The organism is Natronotalea proteinilytica, assembly GCF_055379935.1.
The window spans coordinates 586,471-608,656 of sequence record NZ_AP043947.1; the positions used below are offsets into that span (position 1 = coordinate 586,471).

At 54.1% G+C, this 22,186-nt stretch carries 20 protein-coding genes and 1 riboswitch; of the genes, 14 read left to right on the forward strand and 6 right to left on the reverse strand.

The features are described from left to right. Positions 1–354: 354 nt before the first annotated feature. Positions 355–1,521, reverse strand: a complete 1,167-nt coding sequence (locus tag ACZ5AL_RS02605) for a phosphopentomutase (RefSeq protein ID WP_464511982.1) — start codon at positions 1,519–1,521, stop codon at positions 355–357. A gap of 270 nt (positions 1,522–1,791) precedes the next feature. Here ACZ5AL_RS02605 and ACZ5AL_RS02610 point away from each other — a divergent pair, with 270 nt between their 5' ends. Continuing rightward, positions 1,792–2,511, forward strand: coding sequence for a phasin family protein (locus ACZ5AL_RS02610; RefSeq protein ID WP_464511984.1), 720 nt, complete (start codon positions 1,792–1,794; stop codon positions 2,509–2,511). Positions 2,512–2,707: 196 nt separating this feature from the next. On the opposite strand, the gene ACZ5AL_RS02615 is transcribed toward ACZ5AL_RS02610, so the two are convergent. Next, the gene (locus tag ACZ5AL_RS02615; RefSeq protein ID WP_464511985.1) at positions 2,708–4,366 is read right to left on the reverse strand and encodes a S41 family peptidase; all 1,659 of its coding nucleotides are present in this window, start codon (positions 4,364–4,366) and stop codon (positions 2,708–2,710) included. A gap of 252 nt (positions 4,367–4,618) precedes the next feature. On the opposite strand from ACZ5AL_RS02615, the gene ACZ5AL_RS02620 reads away from it, so the two are divergent. The 6 genes from ACZ5AL_RS02620 to ACZ5AL_RS02645 all read left to right on the forward strand — a co-directional run bounded on the left by ACZ5AL_RS02620 (position 4,619) and on the right by ACZ5AL_RS02645 (position 11,727). Beyond that, positions 4,619–5,167, forward strand: a complete 549-nt coding sequence (locus ACZ5AL_RS02620; RefSeq protein WP_464511986.1) for a hypothetical protein — start codon at positions 4,619–4,621, stop codon at positions 5,165–5,167. A 14-nt stretch (positions 5,168–5,181) separates the two neighbouring features. Beyond that, positions 5,182–6,111, forward strand: coding sequence for a Rossmann-like and DUF2520 domain-containing protein (locus ACZ5AL_RS02625; protein WP_464511988.1), 930 nt, complete (start codon positions 5,182–5,184; stop codon positions 6,109–6,111). 299 nt (positions 6,112–6,410) lie between these two features. Then, on the forward strand, positions 6,411–6,980 hold the full coding sequence (locus ACZ5AL_RS02630; RefSeq protein ID WP_464511989.1) for a hypothetical protein: 570 nt from the start codon (positions 6,411–6,413) through the stop codon (positions 6,978–6,980). Between the two features lie 640 nt (positions 6,981–7,620). Further along, positions 7,621–9,153, forward strand: coding sequence for a lysine--tRNA ligase (lysS, locus tag ACZ5AL_RS02635; RefSeq protein ID WP_464511991.1), 1,533 nt, complete (start codon positions 7,621–7,623; stop codon positions 9,151–9,153). A gap of 183 nt (positions 9,154–9,336) precedes the next feature. Then, a complete protein-coding gene (locus ACZ5AL_RS02640; RefSeq protein ID WP_464511992.1) occupies positions 9,337–10,674 on the forward strand; it encodes an MFS transporter in 1,338 nt (445 codons plus the stop codon). A gap of 110 nt (positions 10,675–10,784) precedes the next feature. Further along, positions 10,785–10,891: riboswitch (TPP riboswitch) on the forward strand. 62 nt (positions 10,892–10,953) lie between these two features. After that, on the forward strand, positions 10,954–11,727 hold the full coding sequence (locus ACZ5AL_RS02645; RefSeq protein WP_464511993.1) for a 3-oxoacyl-ACP reductase: 774 nt from the start codon (positions 10,954–10,956) through the stop codon (positions 11,725–11,727). 8 nt (positions 11,728–11,735) lie between these two features. Here ACZ5AL_RS02645 and queG read toward each other — a convergent pair whose 3' ends face one another. The 4 genes from queG to rpsT all read right to left on the reverse strand — a co-directional run bounded on the left by queG (position 11,736) and on the right by rpsT (position 16,285). Further along, positions 11,736–12,707 carry a tRNA epoxyqueuosine(34) reductase QueG gene (queG, locus tag ACZ5AL_RS02650; RefSeq protein ID WP_464511995.1) on the reverse strand — a complete coding sequence of 324 codons (972 nt, stop codon included), beginning with the start codon at positions 12,705–12,707 and terminating at the stop codon, positions 11,736–11,738. A 5-nt stretch (positions 12,708–12,712) separates the two neighbouring features. Then, positions 12,713–13,603: a PKD domain-containing protein gene (locus ACZ5AL_RS02655; RefSeq protein WP_464511996.1), complete on the reverse strand. Its 891-nt coding sequence runs from the start codon at positions 13,601–13,603 to the stop codon at positions 12,713–12,715. Between the two features lie 335 nt (positions 13,604–13,938). Beyond that, on the reverse strand, positions 13,939–15,444 hold the full coding sequence (locus tag ACZ5AL_RS02660) for a PKD domain-containing protein (protein ID WP_464511997.1): 1,506 nt from the start codon (positions 15,442–15,444) through the stop codon (positions 13,939–13,941). Between the two features lie 589 nt (positions 15,445–16,033). Then, positions 16,034–16,285 (reverse strand): 30S ribosomal protein S20, encoded by a 252-nt coding sequence (gene rpsT, locus ACZ5AL_RS02665; protein WP_464511999.1) that lies wholly within the window; start codon positions 16,283–16,285, stop codon positions 16,034–16,036. Positions 16,286–16,465: 180 nt separating this feature from the next. Here rpsT and ACZ5AL_RS02670 point away from each other — a divergent pair, with 180 nt between their 5' ends. From ACZ5AL_RS02670 to atpH, 7 genes are all read left to right on the forward strand, one after another. Then, positions 16,466–17,359 carry a M23 family metallopeptidase gene (locus ACZ5AL_RS02670; RefSeq protein WP_464512000.1) on the forward strand — a complete coding sequence of 298 codons (894 nt, stop codon included), beginning with the start codon at positions 16,466–16,468 and terminating at the stop codon, positions 17,357–17,359. A 64-nt stretch (positions 17,360–17,423) separates the two neighbouring features. Continuing rightward, the gene (locus ACZ5AL_RS02675; protein ID WP_464512001.1) at positions 17,424–17,918 is read left to right on the forward strand and encodes a bactofilin family protein; all 495 of its coding nucleotides are present in this window, start codon (positions 17,424–17,426) and stop codon (positions 17,916–17,918) included. 347 nt (positions 17,919–18,265) lie between these two features. Then, a complete protein-coding gene (locus ACZ5AL_RS02680; RefSeq protein WP_464512003.1) occupies positions 18,266–18,532 on the forward strand; it encodes an AtpZ/AtpI family protein in 267 nt (88 codons plus the stop codon). A 693-nt stretch (positions 18,533–19,225) separates the two neighbouring features. After that, positions 19,226–20,458 (forward strand): F0F1 ATP synthase subunit A, encoded by a 1,233-nt coding sequence (atpB, locus tag ACZ5AL_RS02685; protein WP_464512004.1) that lies wholly within the window; start codon positions 19,226–19,228, stop codon positions 20,456–20,458. A 127-nt stretch (positions 20,459–20,585) separates the two neighbouring features. Beyond that, the gene (gene atpE / locus ACZ5AL_RS02690) at positions 20,586–20,816 is read left to right on the forward strand and encodes an ATP synthase F0 subunit C (RefSeq protein ID WP_464512005.1); all 231 of its coding nucleotides are present in this window, start codon (positions 20,586–20,588) and stop codon (positions 20,814–20,816) included. A gap of 177 nt (positions 20,817–20,993) precedes the next feature. Next, the gene (gene atpF, locus ACZ5AL_RS02695) at positions 20,994–21,503 is read left to right on the forward strand and encodes a F0F1 ATP synthase subunit B (RefSeq protein ID WP_464512007.1); all 510 of its coding nucleotides are present in this window, start codon (positions 20,994–20,996) and stop codon (positions 21,501–21,503) included. 111 nt (positions 21,504–21,614) lie between these two features. After that, the gene (gene atpH, locus ACZ5AL_RS02700; protein ID WP_464512008.1) at positions 21,615–22,172 is read left to right on the forward strand and encodes an ATP synthase F1 subunit delta; all 558 of its coding nucleotides are present in this window, start codon (positions 21,615–21,617) and stop codon (positions 22,170–22,172) included. Positions 22,173–22,186: the final 14 nt, after the last annotated feature.

The window sequence follows — 22,186 nt, forward strand, 5'->3', positions numbered from 1 at the left end:
CAAGCGGTCCCCGGCTATGGGTTTGCTCACATCACGCCGTTCCGTAGCCCGGGATCAGGAGCGAAGCGCTGGGAGCACCGCGACCGAGTACTCCTGGGGTGCGGATATCCCGGGCGGTTCTGGAAAGCGACTTGGGAACGCTGGAGCGTCCCGGCAAGCGTGGCGACGCAGAGGAGCCGTAAGGTCATGCCTGTTGTGCATCGCCACGAGAGGCAAATCTATAAGCACACGACACACGCTGATCTGAATGGCAAAAGCCGCCGCTCTCATCGCATGAGGACGGCGGCTTTTCTATGTGTGTGGTAGCAAAGCTAATAGCTCGGCCTTTACTGTAGCGCGGTGACATGATAGGCTTTAAAACGCTGTTCCAGACGTATCAAACGGGACATCGAAGTACCGGGCTACCGTCGCAGCATGGTCGGCAAATGTGTCACGGAGTCCGAGAGATCGACCATTTGCATTGGGGCGTACAACGAGCAGAGGCACAAACTCACGACTGTGGTCGGTGCTCGGCGTGGTGGGGTCATTGCCATGATCGGCGGTGATGACGAGAACGCCATCGTCGGGCAACGCATCAAGTAGATCCGGCAGAGCAGCGTCAAAGACTTCCAACGCCTTCGCAAATCCTTCTGGATCGTTCCGGTGACCGTACTCCTGGTCAAAATCAACCAGGTTGGTCCACATGAACGTAGGTGGATCATCTGCCGATTGAGTCTGCAGGGCCTCGATCGTCGCGTCAATCCCGGCTTCGTTCGTTGGGGTTTTAGTCATGGTGTCGAAGCCCGTTCGCGCAAACAGATCGGCAATTTTTCCAATCGATACGGTGCGCACGCCATGTTGCTGCAGCACATCTTGAAGTGGTGGTGTTTCAGGGCGCCGCGCGAAATCCTTTCGTTCCTCTGAGATGCGCGTGTAGTTGCCCGGGGTACCTACGAACGGGCGGGCAATCACACGACCCACGCCATGTGGACCTACACACACCTTGTTGCGCGCGATGCGACACATTTCGTAGAGCTTTTCTAGCGGAATCACGTCTTTGTGGGCTGCAATCTGGAAGACGCTATCTGCCGAGGTGTACACGATGGGGTAACCTGTTTCCTCATGCTTCGAGCCGAGCTGTTCAATAATCACAGTGCCCGATTCGGGACGATTTCCGAGGATGCCTTCCACACCAGCATATGTTTGAAATGCTTCCACCACATCGTCGGGAAAGCCATCTGGATACGTGGGAAACGGATCATCCAGCTGCAACCCTGCGAGTTCCCAATGACCTGTTGTACTGTCTTTCCCAGCCGAGACCTCCTGCATGCGACCATAATCAGCCCGAGGGGTATTTGTGGGAGGAACCCCCTGCAGGTCAGTAATGCATCCGAGTCCGAGTGCGGAAAGGTTGGGAAGGTGGGGCTGGGCCATAGCACATACATGGCCTAATGTATGGCTGCCCCGGTCGCCATATTGTTTGGCATCGGGTTGGGCGCCTACGCCAACACCATCGAGTACAATCGTCGCAAAACAAGCCATATACAAGCAGTAGATAGAGGTCAGAAAACGGGTCGATACAAACTGTGGATTACACAGCAGATGCAACGCTACAAAGAGGAGACAAAAGCCGTTCCGACGAGGCAGGGTAGCTCCAGCCTTCAATCGATGAATCGAAATGAGCATGAATGACGCTTTGTGTCATCAGTGTGGGAAACCAATGACGCGGTGCGTTATACCATAGAGTGAACAGATGTAGTGTTCGCTGTCACCAACTTGAACGTATTTTACTTACTGCACGAGGTGATTCCTATGAGCACCGATGAGAAGAAGCAGGCCAAAGAGGCTCAAGAAACGAACGAATCCAAGAAAAAAACCACCAAAGAAAAACCGCCTATCGATTTTAGCGCATTGCCAGACGAGCTTGTGAAGCGAGGCCGCGAAGTGTGGCTGGCCGGATTAGGCGCTCTGTCGCAAGTGGAAGAAGAAGGCGACAAGGTGTTTGAACGTCTTGTAGAGCGCGGTGAGAAGTACGAATCCAAGCGTCGTAAGCAGTTTGGGGACGCAACCTCTGAGTTTACCAAGCGTCAAGAATCGATTACCGACGAGGTAAATCGGCGTTTTGAAGATGTGTCACGACGCGTTTCGGATGCCGCCCATACGGTAGAAGAGACGGTTACGTCTACGCTGAACGATACGCTTGGTCGCCTTGGGGTTCCCACACGCGAGGAGGTACAAGGCCTTTCCGACAAGGTGGGGCAGCTATCGCAAAAGCTCGATGCGCTGTCTCAAATGCTCGACAAGCAGGCTGCAGATGGACTAACCGCACTCCATGTGGTGTATGAAGAGGAGACGTGGGCTCTTAAGCAAGAAGGCGTAGAGGCTCCTCTCAAGACTTTCGATACAAAGAAAGAGGCTGTTGACGCTGCGCGCGATGCAGCAAAGGCCCACGCGCCCAGCAGGCTCACTATCCATAAACAAGATGGAGAGCCTCAAGAAACAGTGAGCTACGAAGAAGGCGAAACAGCGTAGTCTGTGTAGCCACGCTTTAGATCGGTTCACGATGTACAAAACAGTGCCGCCCGTTCTCTTTCAGGAGAGCGGGCGGTGTTTTGTTAGGGGGGATGTTGCAGGGATGTTTAGTAGAGGGTGGCGGTCTTAACACGTACGGCCTCCACCTGCTTGCACAAGTGGAGGCCGTTCCGTGTAAGGCCGTATGTATGGTACGTTAGTTCGTGCGGTGGTATGACGAAAGATGTTCAGCATCCTCCCAGAGCGAAAGTGCTCGTTGGTACACCGGGTCGGACTCGTTGAGGATGGGCTGCGCTTCGGCAAGCCCATACAACTGGCGGGCGAGCGTACCCTTCAGCCGCGTTCGAATGACCTCGTCGCTGTCGTCACGGTCAGCATGCAAGAAGACGCCCTGACTGGCTGCGACCTCCGATGGATCGGTGGTGTACGACATGCCTTGCTCTTCGGTGAAGTCCCAGAATGAAGTAATGAGCGAGTCGGGCGTGCTAAAGTTACGCACGAAGTACTCAGCGTCATCGCCCCATTCACTGCGTACATGCTGTTCGTTCTCAACGAACCAATCGCGCATGAACGCGAAGTCCATGTTCACCGCGGATACGAACGTTGTGACGCTCGATGTATCGGGTTGCATGACAATATCAGGTGTAATGCCGCCCCCACCAAATACCGTGCGTCCTTGCTCGGTGGTGAAGGTGAGTGAATCGGGCATACTTTCGGCATACTCGGTCGGGTCGAGTTCGGAGTCTTGATACTCCTCGATTTTTGTTTGGATGTAGTCTTCAGGTGTGCCTCCTTCGTACGGAGTCTGAATGAGACGGCCTACCGGCGTGTAGTATCGCCCAACGGTCATTTGCATGAGGCTCCCGTCGTCGAGTTCAAACTGCTGTTGTACAAGGGCTTTTCCAAAGGTGCGGCTTCCCACAACGAGGGCACGATCGTGATCTTGCAGAGCACCCGCAACGATTTCGCTAGCGGAGGCCGAGCCGCGGTCAACCAATACAATGATGGGTTTATCTTCAAACGCACCACCACCACTGGCACGGAATGTATTGTTCATGGTACGCTCACGACCCTTCGTCTCAACAATAGCTAGGCCGTCACTAAGCATTTCATCGACCATTTCAACGGCGGCACGCATCACTCCGCCAGGGTTGCCCCGCAAGTCCAAAATCATACGATTCATGCCCTGCTCTGACAAGTCGGTCGCATGCTCCATGAACTCGTCGTACGTCGTCATGGCAAAGCGATCCACCTTGATGTATCCGGTGTGGTCGTCAACCATGTACGACGTGTTAACCGAGTGCATGGGAATTTCGTCACGCGTGATGGTGTACTCTTCCTCTTGATTGGTGGGAGGACGATAAATCGTGATTGTGACCTCGGTGTCTACATCTCCCTTCAAGCGATCTTGGATGCCATTCGAGCCGATGCCAACGGCACTCTCTCCCTCAATACCAACGATTCGGTCTCCGGGCAAGATGCCTAGTTGATCACTCGGTCCATCAGCGATTGGTGAGATAACACGTGCGGTGTCCTCAACCACTTCAAACTGAATGCCAATGCCGCCGAATGAGCCTTCATAGCTGTCTTGCACACTTTGTACATCCTCGGCAGGAATGTAGATTGAGTGAGGATCGAGGGCTTCCAGCATGCCTTCAATGCCATCTTCGACCAGGTTTTTAGATTCCACCGGGTCTACGTACTGCCGCGTGATGATGACAAACGCATTTTGTAGCTTTTCAAGCTGTTCATAAGCGCTCTCATCGGAACTGAATGAATTGACCTGAACCCCTAAGACCAGCCCCAGAAGGAGGAGGCCAATGGCAGGAAGAACGTAGTATGTTATGCGTTTCATAGAAGATACAACCCTTACACGGCAAGAGGAAACGAACCCAACACGGTTTGGAAAAGAGGTCTATTGTCCATGGCAGAGCGGCAACACGCCAGGTGCTGCGGGCTAAATATGGAAGAATAGACCCTTTACTGCCTTGTTGTAAGCTCTAGCCGATAGGTTGTTGCGCCACACATCCACATACTACAGTGAACGCCCCAATTTTGTAGACGTACCTGTAACAAAGCATCATAAACGTGATTCTGTCCCTCTACGATGCATCGCTTTTCAACCTACTACTACATCTTCGATAGTCGGACCGGGCGTCCGTGCATCACAGAACGAGCTGCATCCACGACACGGTCTGATCGTGCCCAAAAGGCGTTGGTGCGCTACGTTATCGATAAAAAAGGCGAGAAGGTAGGCCGGGCGTTTGCTTGTTGGGGAGCCAAACAGACGTGGCACAGCTCCCCGTTTCCCGAGTCGTGCATTGCCTTATGGGAGGCAGGACGTGAGCAGGCAACGGCCCATGAAACGGACACTCCTCTGCGCTCTGTCCGTGAGACGTATCAGGAGAAGGCACTTTGGGCCACAACGGTTGGACTTCCAGCACAAGACCCCGCAGCGGCTCAGTTGTTGGCCGCGTGGGCATGCACCGAGCCCACCGTGGAAGCAGCCATCCACGATATGATGCACATGGGAGGACGGTGGGCCGAGTTTGTTCATTCCAATGATCCCGATGCCGCACAGGCCATGGAAAAGCGATACCAGAATGCGCTTTTGGATGTGTTGGGGAGTTCTACACCGCTTTCGTTGTTCTCGTAGGCTTAGCTGTTTTTATGTCACATTCTCTCGTACGTCGGCCTACGGCTATCATTGGGGCGGGAGCCGTAGGGCAAGCATTGGCTTGCGCCCTGGCTTCACACAACGTGCCGCTGACATCAATCATAAGCCGCACAGAACCAAAGGCCGAGGCCTTGGCTCGTAAGGTGGGGGTGCAGCACTACAGCGCTACGTGTGCCGATGTACCAACTGCCACAGAGCGGATGCTGATTTGCGTTCCCGATGATGAAATAGCGGCGGTTGCTCGTGCATTTGTTCCATTTGTCAAGGAGCAGCCATCCTGCATCGTAGCACATACATCGGGTGCGCATCCGGCCCAGGTGATGCAGCCTCTAAAAGAGGTGGGGGCACAGCTTCTTAGTATGCACCCCCTTCAAACGTTTACCCCACAAACGTCTCCCCAAGCCCTCCACGGCATCCAGATCACGCTTGAGGGCGACACAAAGGCATGCGCCTATGGTGAAGCGCTAGCCCAGCATCTAGGGGCTCGTCCAGTACGCATTACCACAGAGGCGAAGCCGCTCTACCACTTGACTGCCGTATTGGCATCAAATGGATTGGTTGCTCTTTTGGCAGTGGCACAGCACATTTGGCAGGAAGCGGGATTAGACCCCAGCACGGTATTTGAAGCGCTTCAGCCCCTTGTGGATACGACCTGGGCCAACGTTCAAGAGCAAGGAACAGCAGCCCTAACCGGGCCTGCGGCTCGAGGCGATACAGCAACCATTGAGACTCACCTGCACGCCTTGTCACACACTGAACAGGCGGCTCTTCACTTTGACGTGTACAAGGCGTTAACAACAGTCATGGTGCGTCTACAACAAGATGAGGTAGATATCAGCCGTCGCTCTGCAACACCCATAGAAACAATGCTTCAGGCGCATGATTGGAGGCAGGAGGAACAAAAAGATGCCCAAGAAACTTGACAAAATCCAAGATGCTTCCGATACTATGGAGCGTTCCGCCCCACAGCACAAAGTCCTTTGTGTGGCATGCAGTGTCGTGAAAGACACTTCGTGGCATTATCAAAGACTGATCGGACGGGTCCCCACCCCCTTCGCTGTCAGTTTATTTGTGTGTTTGCGGGCAGATCATAGGTTAACGCGGCTATTTTTGTTGATCTGCTGCGTTGCTTGCTCAGAACGGCATTAGTTTTGCAACGATGTCGGCACCCATGTGTGATCTGTGTCCGCGTTCGCGTTTGTAAAATAACATCTTACCCTGTATGAGTACCCCCACGCGTACGTATCGCGAGCGCTTGAAGAAAAAGCCGTTGCTGCGATCCAACTCGGTCGAATCAGTGTCTAACACAACCACGACGTCTACGTCGCCACTGTCCGAGTTGCAAACCATTTTGTCGCATAGCTCGGCTGGGGTTTCCTTCCAGTCTGTTGTTATAGCGGCCGTACAAATTGTGGAGCGTGCGCTTTGTGTAGAACATCGTGTGGCGCAGGCGGCTCTGTCGCTTGGTCAGCGCGAAAAAGTGACCGAGATGGTCAATACAACGGAGGAAGCCGCTGAGCTACTCCGAAACACACTCAACGCTGGCGGTCCAAGTCTCAACCAACTATGTGGAGAGCGCCCTGCTGTTGATCGTGTTGAAAACACATCGTGGTGGTATGCGCTTGCTGAAGCGGTTGAAGTTCTTGACGACAGCGTTGAGCAGCTTGTCTCGCTTTCGCATGCTCAGTCGAAAGATAGCCAAGCTCGATCCCTGAGCGACTGCGTTGCCCAGATTCTTCGCCGCCACCACAACGAGCTTCTCGTTGAAGCCCAGCAGTGGATGCCGGCTTAGACTTCGATCATACGTCAATGGTCGCGTAGTGCCCTGTCACACCTGATTGTTAGGGTACGGAAACCGTGCCAACCTCTGCGTCCCAAAATCCCCTCCAAAAAACCTGTCATGGTGAGCACGCGACGGGCCCAGCCCGGAGCACGTCGAACCATCTCCGCGAGGTTCAGCGGCTACTGGTGATTCAACGGCCCTGCCCAGTTCGTGGGAGATTGTTACTCACTGCGTTCGTCAGTCGCTTCGCTCGTGTCAGGACTCCGCGTCTCCTAGGCGGAGCCGCTCCGCTCAAGATGACAACATTAAAGTGGGGGTGTTGCAACCCGAAGATTGAGCTGTGACACAGTAGTAGTGCGACTGCTCTTTCAAACCCGGCTATTTTGAAGAGCAGCTGTGACCCAGGCAGAAGCAGAGCCCAAAGGTCACGCGCCAACGTGAGCACGAGAAATCCGTTGTGCGTCAAAGTCTGCCGAACGCCGTTCAAGCGCTGTTCGAGAATCACTGCGCTGAACAGCGTGTACATCTATGTCGGTGCTATCTTGCCTAAAAGACGCCACTCATAGGGTGGCGTTTTGCTTTTTGATAAGCAGCTTGTTGATAAGCACCTCCGACGTTTACATTCTGACTTACTGTCGTTTCCCTGCCCATGGCCCATTCGTCTGATTCTACCCCATCGCGATCTGAACAAGAACAGCGTCGTCGTGAAGAGCGGCATGCGCTCGAACAGCGCGGTATTGATCCGTATCCTTACGCGTGGGAGGTAGACGATCATGCCAGCCATCTGCTCGATACCTTCGATGACGAAGTCCACGACCCCGAAGAGGGGACACGTCTCGAAACGTCTATTGCAGGGCGCATCACAAGCATTCGTGTAATGGGCGGTTCAGCATTCTTCGACGTTCGCGATGCCTCAGGGACAATACAGGCATACATCCGAAAAAACGATGTGGGCGCCGAGTTTTACAACGAGGTGTTTACCGAGTTGCTCGACATTGGCGACATCGTTGGGATCGACGGTTACCTGTTTCGCACAGGCATGGGCGAGGTCACGGTGCGCGTTGATGAGATGCAACTGCTGGCCAAAGCACTGCGTCCGCTACCCGTAACTAAAGAAACCGATGAGGGCGAGACGTACAACCAGGTTACCGACAAAGAATTCCGATATCGCCAACGGTATGTAGACCTTACGGTAAATCCGGAAGTGCGTGATGTTTTCCGGAAGCGGGCCACCCTCATTCGTACGCTGCGTGAGTTTTTGGATGCGCAAGGCTACCTTGAGGTTGAAACGCCCATTCTCCAGCCTCTGTATGGCGGGGCAACGGCCCGGCCTTTCACTACCCATCACAATGCGCTCGATATGGAGCTCTACCTGCGCATTGCCAATGAGTTGTATCTGAAGCGGCTGCTGGTTGGTGGATTCGACGGCGTGTATGAGATTGGCAAAGACTTTCGGAATGAGGGGTTGAGTCGCTTCCACAACCCTGAGTTCACCATGGTAGAGCTGTACGTGGCGTACAAGGATTATCAATGGATGATGGGTTTCACCGAATCGCTGGTTGAAGAAATTGCCACCACCCTGCATGAGAGCACCGAAGTGACGATCGGTGAGCACACCGTGTCATTTGAGCGTCCGTGGAATCGGGTTACGTTCCTGGGGGCTATCGCGGATGAAACGGGATACGACTTGCATGGGGCATCGCATGCGGACCTGCTGGAGGTGACCGAAGCGCTCGATATCGACGTGGATCCCAGCCTTGGCGTAGGCAAGCTTTACGATAAGATCTTTGGCGCAACAGTCGAGCCTACGCTCATTGAACCCACGTTCGTGATGGACCACCCCATTGAGTTGAGTCCGCTGGCCAAAAAGCATCGAGACACAGAAGGACTCGTGGAACGCTTTGAGGGGTTTGTAGCGGGGCGCGAGATCTGCAATGCCTTCAGCGAACTGAACGACCCCGACGATCAGCGCGAGCGGTTTGAGGAGCAGGTGCGTCTGCTTGATGCCGGCGACGATGAGGCCACACCCGTTGACGAAGACTACCTGCGCGCGCTCGAATACGGCATGCCGCCTGCTGCTGGGCTTGGCATTGGCATCGACCGTCTCACGATGATGATGACCAATCAGGAGTCTATTCGCGATGTCATTCTCTTTCCGTTGATGCGTCCTGAGCGGTCATGAGGACGTTTGCACCACCGGTGTGAACCATCCACATACAAAGAGAAAAGCGCCCGGTACTGGGTCCAATGACTTTCGTCGTTGGGCCCAGTTGCATTCAGGGCGGAACGCAACATTACTGCGAGGAATGGCGGTGCGTTGCTTCTTCAGAAACCTGGGGGATACTTCGCTCATGTTACACAGCCTATGGCTATATCACCCCGAAAGCATGACATCGACGTTGAAGGCCGCGCTGGCTATCTGGAACTGCTGCGTACCAACAGCAACTACCGCCGTCTCTGGTTCGGCAGCAGCCTCTCGCTCTTGGGCGATTGGTTTAACCTGATTGCGCTGTACACGCTCGTTTCTACCCTCACCGGTTCACCGCTGGCCATCGGGGTTATCTTTATTGCGAAGATGCTTCCATGGGCGCTGGCGGCGCCTATCGCTGGACTGATTGTAGACCGCTACAATCGACGTCGCCTCATGATCGGGGCTGATCTAACACGGGCCGTGATTGTCCTGGGGTTTTTGTTTGTGCAGGAGGCCGCGCACGTTCCGCTCATCTACGTGCTCATTGCTGCGCAAGTCGTGGTTGGGTCGGTCTATGTGCCCGCAAAGAGCGCCTCCATCCCTAATATCACGGCGCCGCGCGAGTTGCTCACGGCCAATGCGCTCTCCTCGGCTACGTGGTCTACTATGCTGGCGGTGGGTGCTGCGCTTGGTGGGTTTGTGGTGGAATGGGCCGGGGTAGAGGCGGTCTTTATTATCGATAGCATCACGTATCTGTGGTCGGCCTGGTTTATCTACCGGACAACAATTCCGCAGAATACAGAAAAAGATACGGATCCGCTGATTCGCACAGCTGCGTATAAGATCTGGGATGGCTGGACCCACATGCGGGCCCATCCGCGTGTTGCACGCATCGCCACAGCAAAAGCAACCTGGGCGGTAGCTGGGGGGGCCCTGGTGTATATGCTCACTCTTATTGGCGAGCAGGTGTCTCCGGGAGCCATTGCAGCTGGTATCGGGGTCTTGTTTATGGCACGCGGCATTGGCACCGGCATCGGGCCGATTATTGCCCGTGGTGTGTTTACGGATCAGTCTACATGGCCGCTGGTGCTGGGCAGTTGCATTGCGGTCAGTGGCGTCGCCTACGCGGTCGTAGGGTGGGTGCCTTGGGCGCCTGAGGGAGTCGTCCTCGCCACGGTCATTGCACTAGTTGTTGCTGCACATGCATCCAGCGGAGCCAACTGGGTGCTAGCTACTGTTCTGCTACAAAAGCGAACCGAGGACGCATATCGGGGACGGGTCTTTGCGACGGAGTGGCTGCTCGTTATGATTGCCGAAACCCTTTCGATTGCGCTTGCCAGCTTGCTGCTAGAAATCGGCTGGCTCGACCTGCGCGGTGCAGTACTGGTCTTTGCTGGATTGCAAGTTCTTTCCGGGTTGGTTTGGCTTCTGGTTGTGGCCCCTCGTGAGCGTCGTGATGATGCTTCAGAGCAGCGGACTGACAGAGCGGCCTCGGCCCGCAAAGAGATGTAGAAAGGGTTGCGGTTGGGGGTGCTACGCACTACGTTAACTATCGTATTAGGGGATGCATCTATCCGTCGTTTGAAAGAACGGGTGGTTGCATCCCCCAATTTTGTTTTCAATAGCGAAGCTAGGGGTGCCGCAGCACAAAACGTGCATGGGGCTGAGAGATACACCCTTCGAACCTGATCCGGATGATGCCGGCGAAGGAAAGCTTTCTGCTGGTCCCAGTACGGATGTGTTTGGGTGCTGCTGGCTTCGCATTTCTTGCCTAGCTACCCTCTGATTGTTATGTCTGATACGGTTTCGCTATCCAACCAAGTTGTTCTTATCACCGGTGCCAGTCGCGGACTCGGTGCTGCCCTTGCGCAGGCCTTTGCTCGGGAGGGCAGCCGCGTCGTTGTGAACTACCACCAGAGCAAAGAGGCGGCCCATGAGGTGGCCGCTTCGATTGGCGACCGTGCCTTGCCCTACCAGGCTGATGTGCGCGATGGCCAGGCCGTGCAATCCATGGTCCATGCCGCTGCCGATCACTTCGGTGCACCCGTAACCACCGCCATCAGCAATGCCCTGATCGACTTTCAGTTTGATGCCGAGGCGCGTGCCACCGCCGATGCCGTGTCGTGGAACGACTATCAGGCCCAACTCGAAGGGAGCGTGCAGGCAGCACTCCATCTTGTGCAGGCCTGTCGTCCGGCAATGAAAGCCGCTGGATTTGGGCGCTTCGTGGCCATCGGATCAAACCTCGTGCAGAATCCGGTTGTGCCGTATCACGACTACACAACGGGCAAAGCGGCACTACTTGGTTTTGTGCGCAACATGGCACAAGAGCTTGGCCCCGACGGGATTACAGTCAACATGGTGTCGGGTGGATTACTTGACCGCACAGATGCCAGTGACGCCACCTCCGACGAAGTGTTCGATCTCATCCGCAACTCGACGCCGTTGCGCGCTGTCACTACGCCCAGAGAGATGGCCGATGCGGTGCTCTTTTTTGCGTCGCCGTGGGCCCGTGCGGTAACGGGGCAAAACCTGATCGTAGACGGCGGGCTGGTGATGCAGTAGCCGTTGCCTTAGGCGTCAGTAGTTACGTTGTCGAGGGCAGCGCGGACGTTTCGCTGGAAGCCTTCGTACGTAGCACGCGTAACGGGACTGCCAGAAAAGCGCTCGCGAAACTCTTCCAATTCAAGCTCCACCCAGTCGCGTAAGTCGGTGTCCGACATCCCGTCGCGCGGCTGGTAGCGGGGCTCTGTGGTGGGCTGCTTAAACTTATTCCACGGACATACATCCTGGCAAATGTCGCAGCCAAAAATCCAGTTTTGCATATCGCCGGAGAGCGCTTTGGGCAAATCGTCTCCACCGTGCTCAATGGTCAGATAGGAGATACAGCGTGTGGCATCGACGGCGTATGGTTGGTAAATAGCGTCGGTCGGGCAGGCGTCTACGCAGCGGGTGCACGAACCGCAGAAGTCCTCGACCGGATTATCGGCAGGCAGTGGCACATCCACAATGATTTCGCCGATGAAGAAGAACGACCCCATCTCCCGAGTCAGCAGATTGGAGTGCTTTCCTTGCCATCCGAGTCCACTACGTGCAGCCCATGCTTTGTCGAGTACGGGCGCCGAATCCACAAACGCGCGTCCGTGCACCGACTGGCCGACATTGGTTTCGAGCCAGTGCAAAAGCAGATAGAGGCGTTCTTTGAGCACCTCGTGGTAATCGTCGCCCCATGCGTAGCGGCTAATTTTTCCGGTGGTGGCGGATTCATCATGCTGGGTTTCTGGCTGATAGTAATTGTGCAGCACTGAGATCACGCTTTCTGATCCGGGCACGAGCCGGGTAGGGTCGATACGCTTGTCGAAGTGACGTTCCATCCAGTGCATGGTGCCATGGCGACCTTCAAGGAGCCACTGCTCCAAACGGGCTGCTTCCTCATCCAGTGGTTCAGCAGTTGAAATGCCGCATGCATCAAAGCCTAAGCGAGCGGCTTCTTTTTTCAAAGCCCGTGCCGTGCGGCGTTGGTCGTGGCGTCCAAAGCGGGACATGACGGTTAGGGTTGGATAGGAATTGTGTCGATGCGACGAAGGTCGGCATCTCCTTTACGCGCGTCTTGGTCAGGCTGCGATTGAGGATCCTGCTCAATGCGATGAGTGTCAACGCCATCCGCTGCGTAGAAATCGGCAACGGCTTGTAGACGACCTTGAAGGAGAGCAACGCTTTCTTGTTCGGTGGCTGTAGGTTGACCGGTTAGACGCACTGTGAGTCGCGGACATTCGATGAGAAGACGGGCGTTTTCACTTAACACGTCGCGGGCCTCGTCGGCAAGCGTGCTAGAGTTGGGCTCAAAAAAAGCCGGGTTCAGATCCACAATATCAGCACACATAGCCGGCTCATCGTGATAAACCGAGACAGAGGTTGTGTACGTGTCGCTGCTTGTATCATCGTGTACTGTGAGTATGACCTCGTAAGTGCCTTCGGCAGTATAGATATGGGTGGGGATGCGTTTTTCAGAGGTGTTTCCATCTCCAAAGTCCCATTGATACTGAATGGAAGAAGGGCCTTCGACGGTGTTGTCAAAGGTGATGGATTCACCGGGAGCAACTGGAAGTGGACGGGGAGCGACTTCTGCAATACGCAGTGGATTTGCAGCGGATACGTAGACGCGCAATGCGTCGCGTGCGGTGCCTGCGTCATTGCGGGCTTCAAACGTGACGGTGTACTCGCCTGGTTCTTGGAAGCGGTGGGTTGTGAGCACGCTTGAGTACGTTGTGCCGTCTCCTAGATCCCAGGTCACCGTGACGGGTTCGGTAGCATCTCGATTATAGCTAAACTCAAAGATACCAAGCTCCCCGACAGTCAATTCTTCAGGGGCATCTTCAAGCATCACCGAAGGTGGAGTACTGCCACACCCAGCGATGCCGCCTCCAATCATGAGGAGCATGAAAAGTCGGCATCCGAATGAGTTCAAATAGGACCACATGCAAGTAAAAGGCAGCATAACATCGGGCTCGAAAAGTTAAAGTCAAGAGTGGTCTAGAATGAGGTCGTTCTTCATGGTCATTGTTGGCTATTGCGAAGAGCGCTTTCGTTTGAGATTACGACCGCACACTCTCTTTAACATAAGGATGCGATGGTATGGAAAAAAAGAGGAGAGTAGGTTTTGATACGTAGAGACGTGTGATAGCACAAAAAAACGGGCTTGCCCTCGTGAAGAGAGCAAGCCCGCAGAATGGTGCGGATGCTGATTAGGCATCCGGTGTTATGTTGGGCAGCGGTTTAGCGCTGTGGGATGGTATCCACACGACGCTGCTGCTCGGTGCCCGCTTTCTTCGTTGTGGTATCGTCATCGAGGACACCACGTCCTTGGGCATTGATCCGATCTTCAGGTACGCCAGCTTCGATGTAGAAGTCGGCAACAGCCTGTGCACGGTCGGCGGAGAGTTCATCCGGATTCCGCTCGCCCGGAGCAGCAAAGCCTTCAACACGCGCTGTGATGTTCGAGCACTCGGCGAGAATTTCAGCATTCTCTTCGAGGGCGCTACGTGCTTCGTCTGTCAACGTGCTGGAGTTGACGCCGAAGAAGGCCGGGTTCATCTCGGTGATGGTCTGGCAGATCTCAGGCAGATCCGGATCCACAGTATGCGTGAGGGTGCTAGAGTCGTCGCCAAACTCATTCGAGACGTTGAGTGTGACCGTGTAATCGCCCACCTCATCGTAGGTGTGAGTTACCGTTTCGCCTTCACCCGTATTGCCATCGCCAAAGTCCCACTCGTAAGAAATTGGTGAGTCGCCACGTACGTTGCTCGTGAAGGTTACTTCTTGCCCTTCAACTGAGGGGCTTGGGTCGGCGTTGATGGTAGCGATGCGGGCCGGCTCCGGCGGGTCCGTAACCTCTACGGTTGCGGTTTCGGAGACTTCACCTGCTTCGTTGCTCGCGGTGAAGGTGACCTCGTAGGTGCCACTCTGGTTGTACGAGTGGTTGGTCATCAGGCCAGAGCCTGTGTTGCCATCACCAAAGTCCCACTGGTAAGAGACGGGGCGTGTAACCTCGTCTTCGTTAACGGTGGCCGAGAAAGTGCCGGTTTCACCCGTGTCGAGTTCGGCAGGCACATCGATGGCAAAGATAGTTGGGGCTGTGGTGGCCGCACGGAAGTTGTACTTAATTCCCAAGCCAGGAATCATGCTCAAGGCATCAAACGAACCTCCAATAGTTCCTGTGCTTGTATCGAATCCATCAACGTCTTCGTTAGCCGAAGTTAGATGGGTACGGGCTTCCAAGTAGAGCGAAAGGTGGTTGCTGACAACAATGTCAAATCCACCAGCAGCAGTAGGCCCAAATGCCGTATCTTGCCCGCCAAAGGACACATTTCCTCCGAGGTCCATGTACGGGGCGATCGTCCAACTCTTAGCCCCCATCGTTAGACGAGTGACGAGTGAGACGGTGCTAATGCCTTCGCTATCAATGCCGGGACGGGCTTGCCCAGCGGCAAAGGCATAATTACCGTACTGGTAGCCAAGTCCGAGAGCAAAGTTGGGGTTGAATTGGTACCCAAGCTCTCCGTTGAAGGCAAAGGGGAATCCATCTTCGTCAAACTTCTCGCTATCGAAGAGGTCGCCAAAGCCGGAGGTTGGACTTGCTTCACCGGCATAGTCGGCTATACCAACTCCTGCTTTGAAGTAAAAGGTGTCACCGGCGCGCTTGGTTTGCGCGTCGGACGTGTCTACCGTAAAGGCAAACAGCAAGGCGAAAGATAAGAGTAATGAGGTAATTGTTCTGGTCATAGCTCTAAAGACGTTAAGAGGCAGGTTTGGACAAGGGTTAAGTCAGCGCCGATCCCGCTACTTTTTTGGGAGCGGGGAGTGCTACAGAACGTATGGAGTGAAGACATCATATTCAACGACGCCCTTCATGTACACAAGCCTGAAGCTATAGCAACATGTAGGACAATCGTTTCCGGCAAATGCCCGGAAGCAAAAAACTTTTCGTTGACTTCGCGTATGCGTCGAAGCGAAACTGCTGATCCAGAAACGTAACTCTGAAACAGACAGTCCTTCAAGGCAAACCCGTTTTACAAGGCTGTTCTGTACAAATTACAACATACACGCAAGCAGTTAATCGGTAAAGAGTGAATGCTTGCACCCCTTAAGTATTTGGATTCAGGCGCTAAGGAGCAAGGGAACGCAATGCCTAATGTATGAAGATGTATCGTAAAATCAAAGTCGAATGCAGAGCGTTACAACTTATGCATCAGATTTTACAAACATGCGTCATTTTTTACCGATCACAGACATTTTGTTACCCAACATACGGATTGGTTTTGTGTCCAGAAGAAACGTACAGTGGGAAAAGCCTTGCAGGTTTGGTTGAAATCTACAAGCTGTTCACATACTTTTCCAGCTTGCTTTTCTTGTTCGCGGCTTTGTTTTTGTGTATAAGATTCTTAGAAACAAGGCGGTCAAGGCCTGACTTCACCTTTGGAAGCAGGTCGCGTGCTGCCTCCTTATCTTCGGTAGATTTGATTTTTTGAATCAGGCTGCGAACCTTCCGCTTCTTTGCGCGGTTTCGCACACGCTTCTTTTGGTCTTGTCGAAGTCGTTTTTGAGCAGACGGGTTCTGAGGCATAGCAAAAGAGGTTCATCAATAGTGGTTAAGGATTGGGTTGCAGCAAACCACCAACTACAAAGTGGGACAACTGCAGCGATGCTGCACCGGTATGATGGTAATGATGTTTCCAGTCTTGTGCAAATTATTGCAACTGCCTTCCCTGTTCGTTGTCACTCAAACTATTGACTAAGCTGTTTTATGTGGGCTTTTTTAGCAGATCTGTTTCGTGACCTACGAACCACATACACGGTTGTCTTGGTCGAAGATGCCGAGATAGAGGCGCCACGGCAGCACCGTATCGTCCCGCAACATTTGCTTGTAGCATGGGGAGGGTCTTTGGTCTTTGTGGTAGCACTAACCATTTGCGTCATTGCATTCACACCCGTCCGGCAACTAATTCCTGGGTATACGTCCCCCTCGTTGCAAGAAGAGGCCCAGCTTAATGCTGTTCGTGTGGCTGCCATGCAAGATTCTTTAGAGGCGCAGCGTCAGTACATAGAGCAGCTCCAGCAGTTGCTAACAGGAGATATCGACGGTGCAGATCCAGATATTCCAAGTTCGGCCCCTTCGCCAACTCCGCAGTCGTACGATATGAGTCCTGGTACCGGAAGTGCAAGCGACCACCGTCAACCTGCACTTCCTATACAAGCATCTAGTACCACCTCTTCTACACATGTTCGCCCAGCGTTGGCTGAGGAGGATGTACTTCCTGCTCTACCGATGCCTATGGTCGCGCCTGTGGAGTCAGGGTACCCTACACGAGGGTTCGATCCACGCGCACGTCATTATGCGCTAGATATTGCTGTTCAAGAAGGTACATCAGTACGTACCGTAGGAGACGGGTACGTAGTTTTTGCAGATTGGACCCAGGAAGGCGGGTACACCGTTGCGGTCCAACATGCTGGCGGTTACCTTTCAATTTATAAGCATAACAAGCAGCTTGTAAAGCAAGTGGGTGATCGGGTTCGTGCACAGGAAATTATTGCTACCAGCGGCGATTCCGGTGAACTCACTACAGGACCCCACCTTCACTTTGAGATTTGGCATCATGGCCTGGCTCAAGATCCACGCTCCTTCATTCCTGAATGGTGACTGTGCTCAGGACATTCCTTTTTGCGCGAAGATATCCCTCGAATAAGCCGACTAACCATGTAGTATGGGTATTTTTGGATCCTCAAAAGACACAACACAACAAAAAAAGAAAAACAGTAAACGTACAATGTCTGATCAGATCAATCTTGTAGGCGAAGGCACGACCTTTGAGGGCACGCTGCGTGCACAAAGCGATGTGCGGGCCAGCGGGCGCATTGTAGGTACCTTGGAGGTGAACGGCCGTGCTATTGTGGCCGAAAGTGGACACGTCGAAGGCGAAGTGATTGCCACAAATGCAGACATTGCAGGTGAGGTGAAGGGGGAGGTGCATGTCGCCGAGCGCCTTATCCTCAAGAGTGCCGCTCGTATTGATGGGACGATTCATACCAAACGGTTGGTTGTTGAGGAGGGAGCTGTGTTTACAGGGCAGTGCATTATGGACGAGCATGATGCCAATAAAGCAATAACCAAGGACACGGCTAAAAAAGAAGGGAAGACGGGTGCGGGTAAACCGTCGAAAAAAGAAGAGCAGGCCAGTCGTTCCAAATCAGCAAAGTGAGAAAAGGGAGGCGTATTTTCATGCGTCAACCTTCGGGGACGGCTTTCAGTAATCCGCGCGATTTCGTGACCCCTTACAGCGTTCTTCCAAGTGTGTCATTGCAAGCAGAGCACCACGCGGCTCGGTCGCCGGGAAGAGCCGTCTCCAGCGCTACGCCTGGTCATACCCCCCTTCCTTGCGGTCCCAACTCCGAACGGCACCATTCATCCGGGGCCGTTCAGTAGCAGTTGGAGGTATCCGGATTGCTCCCCCAGATCTGGGCCCTTTTATGGTAACCGGGAAAAGCATTCGCCCGTGTCCCTCAAGGTTGACATGTGATACGGCTGTATCATCACCCGTACAAAACAATGCCTGACGAACCTACTCAAACGGAGGAGTCCTCTTCTGGCAAAGAGCCTTCGAAAGGCAACCCATGGCTGAGCGCCCTGCGTGATATGGCTCCGTATCTGGACTTAGGGTGGCGACTTATGGGGGCTGTAGTCGTCCCTCCGCTCATTGGTTGGGCTGTGGATCTATCATTTGACGTCTTGCCATGGGGCGTATTGATTGGAAGTGCATTGGGGCTGGCTGGAGCCGTACGTATCCTTATCAATCTATACCATACCGCTCCGTGAAGCCTTCAGAGCATATCATGCAATTCTTTCCACCTTTTCCGCATCAAAACCTCGCAAATAGGGGATACTGAAAAAGGATAGGGTGTAAACACTCTGTCGGGCAGGTGTAGTCTGGAGAAGTCGTACGGCAACATACCTCTGCTTTTAGCAATGAGAACGTATGAATCCCTTTCAGGAGGGATGAAAACCGTAGATGTAAGCCCCAATAAAAGGGCTTTCATTTATTATTCACTGCGATTCACAGGTCCTACACTGCCTCTTGTTTTACGTTCTGTGGTGGCGTTCAACTACCCATTGTGCTTTAGTTGCATTGCGTTATCCCGGATGGATATGAAACGGCCTACTGGTTGTAAGTGCGCATGATATCGAGTTGGTGGGTTGGGGTGTTGCTGGGCCTGCTCCTTGCTGGAGTGAGTAGCCTCGTGCGCGCTGTAACACATGTGTATGCACTCCGCGCCACGGAAGTGTCCGTTTCGCTGCTCGCAACGGTGCATGGTATTTTGTTGCGAGCCGTTGTTGTGCTAGGTGGCCTTGCACTCATATTAGGGTTGGCCCCTGTGCATAAAGTAGCTGTATCCGCTACTGTAATTGCCGTGCTGATTGTTAGCATTATCTCGGAGGTGGCCACAATATGGAACACCCTCGGGGATAAATCTTCCTCCTAACTTTTTTCTCCTAACCGCAATCGTTTTGGTGGATCGATACGTCCGTTTCCCATTTCGCACCGCTTTTCTGCTTGGCGTTGCTCTGCTATTTGCGTGTTCGGTCTTTTGGGCATTGCCTGCTGCAGCCCATACGGATGCAGAAAACGAAGGTGGTGTAACCCTCGATTATGTTGTAGATCGTGCCATTATCGGCCACGCAGCCGACGGCTTCTATCTTGATTTTGAGCCGATTGGAGTTATCGAGCTCCCCCGACTTTTGTTGGTGCGCGATGCTGAAGGAGGGCTTGGGCTCGATGCTGCACTTTCTACAAAACGGTTGCTGCAGTCAGACCGGTATGACTTGCTGATGACCGATGGTGATGAGGAGCGGCGCATCACTTCTGAAAGCGACCTGAACGACGCGTTTGCAAGCAAAGACCACTTTTACGGAGCTGTGGTGCCTGCACCTAACCAGGGCACCATTGCAGCCGACTTATCCATTACGCGACACTTTATGTTCTCGCTTGCCGCCATGGCTGTGGTGTTTGTCATATTTGCCATGCTCGCGGGTAAGTACAAGCGTGGAGCTGGGCGCGAAGAGGCGCCTCGGGGCATCTTTCAAAACATGATGGAGGTGCTTGTAGTGTTTATTCGCGATGAGATTGCAAAGCCCAATGTCGGGCCGCGCTACAAAACCTTTCTTCCCTTCCTACTTAGCGCCTTCTTCTTTATTCTGGCCGCCAATATTTTAGGGCTAGTCCCCTTCTCAGGGTCGGCTACCGGAAATATCGCGGTAACAGGCGTTTTGGCCCTTTCCACATTCATCATTGGCCAGGTGCACGCTACAAGTCACCACTGGAAACACCTATTCTTAGGTCCATCAGACGCTCCGTTGCCGATTCGGATGATTCTGGTTCCCATTGAGATTGCCGGTCTGTTTACGCGCCACATTGCATTGGCTATTCGTTTGTTTGCGAATATGATGGGGGGCGCTCTGATCATCTTCAGCCTCATCGGAGTCGTGTTTATCATGAACGCTCTGTTCGAAGGGGCTGCTGCAGCTTGGGGATCGGGCATCATTAGTACAGGATTCACGGTCTTCATCTTGCTGCTGAAGTTCTTAATTGCCTTTATTCAGGCATACGTATTTACCATCTTGTCGGCGCTCTTTATCGGCATGGCTGTTGAAGAGCATGACGACCACGGTGAGGCACATGCCTCATCAGAGCATGAGGCCGACACGGTAGGTCCTGACTCGGTAGCCGCCACCCCTGCAGCCTAACCGTTGTATGTTGCGGCGGACGCGCCGAACTGTTACACCACTTTGTGGGGTTGTCATGCCCCCACCTACCCACGTACTCGTTGCATGACGTTTCGCTTTTTGATTCACGACAACGCTACACATTATCATGGAAGCTGCTGCTCTTGCTTACCTCGCCGCCGGTTTTGGAGCCGGTCTTGCTACAATTGGTGCCGCCTACGGGATTGGCCGTCTTGCTGACTCTGCGATGGATGGCGCTGCCCGTCAGCCAGAAGCTGCTGGCGACATCCGCGGTCTGATGATTGTTTCCGCTGCCCTCATCGAGGGTGTGGCGCTCTTCGGTCTTGTTATCTGCCTGCTGCTTATTTTCCTCGCGTAGGGCTCAGTTTGCCTTCAACAGGAAGGCCCTTGTGTCTTTCTACGCAGCAGTACGCGCTACCCACGCGGCACCGTAGCCCCGCCGTGCATCCTGTTAGGGTGCACCTAAGAGGCTTTTCGGGTGCCGCGCGGGACCCTCGTGTCTCCTTCTTCATGCTTCGTTCCTTTTCTGAGTGCTATGGCGTTCTACCTTGCCCAAAGCCTGATTGAGCCCTCTGCAGGCCTCTTCTTCTGGAAAGCGCTTGCGTTTGCTATCTTTCTGTTTATCATGTACCGCTTCGGATGGGGACCCATCACGGAGGCGTTAGAAGAGCGCGAAACGCGCATCGAAAGTTCGATGGAGCGTGCCGAAAAGGCCCTCCAACAAGCAAAAGAGATGCAGGCTGAAAATCAGAGACAGCGCCGCGAAGCCGAGCGTGAAGCCCAGCGCATCATCCGCGAAGCTCGCGAATCAGCCGAGCGTTTGCGCGAAGAGGAGCTCGAAGAGACACGCGAGAAAATTCAGCGCATGCGTGAGCAAGCACAGGCCGAAATCCAACGCGAAAAACAGGGCGCGCTCGACGACCTGCGCGACGAGGTGGCCGATCTGGTCATCGATGTGTCGCGGAAAGTCATCCAAGCAGATCTCGATGCCGACCGGCATCGTCAGCTTGTAGATGACTTTATCGACGAGCTCCCTAAAAACTAAGCGCCCAAGCCGTCCCTTCGCACAGTGCGTTCTTGTCCGGCAGAGCCTCTGCCACGCGACACGAACCTGTGCGAAGCCGGCCTCTTCATCGCCCAGCCTTACTTTGATGCTATGAGTCAACGCACGGTTGCAACTCGATATGCCTCGGCGCTCGTGGATGAAGCCCACGATACCGGCCGCGTCGAAACCATTGATGCGGACATCGCGATGCTTCGCGACACCCTTGCTGAGAACGACGAATTGGCTCGGTTCTTTAAGAGCCCGGTCCTCTCTGCGGATCAGAAAAGCCGTGTTGCCCGTGCGCTGCTCGATGGCCAGGTAGATGCGCTCACGCTGAAGTTCGTTCAACTGCTAACGTCGAAACGACGCGCCACGCTGATTGAGCAGATTGTAGAGGCATACCAAACCATCCGTCGCGAGCAAGAAGGCATTGTGCCTGTTCAGGTGCGCACGGCACATGCATTGGACGATGCCGAACGCACGGCCCTGGTTCAAGCGCTTGAATCGCTGACCGAAGCCACGGTCGAACTCCATACGACACGCGATGAATCGCTGCTGGGCGGTGCGGTCATCCGCATCGGCGACCGCGTGTACGATGGCAGTGTACATCATAAGCTGGAGGCGCTGCGCGATCGCTTCCGGACACAGTCGCGCACGGCGGCTGCTTAACACCTGATGGTCCT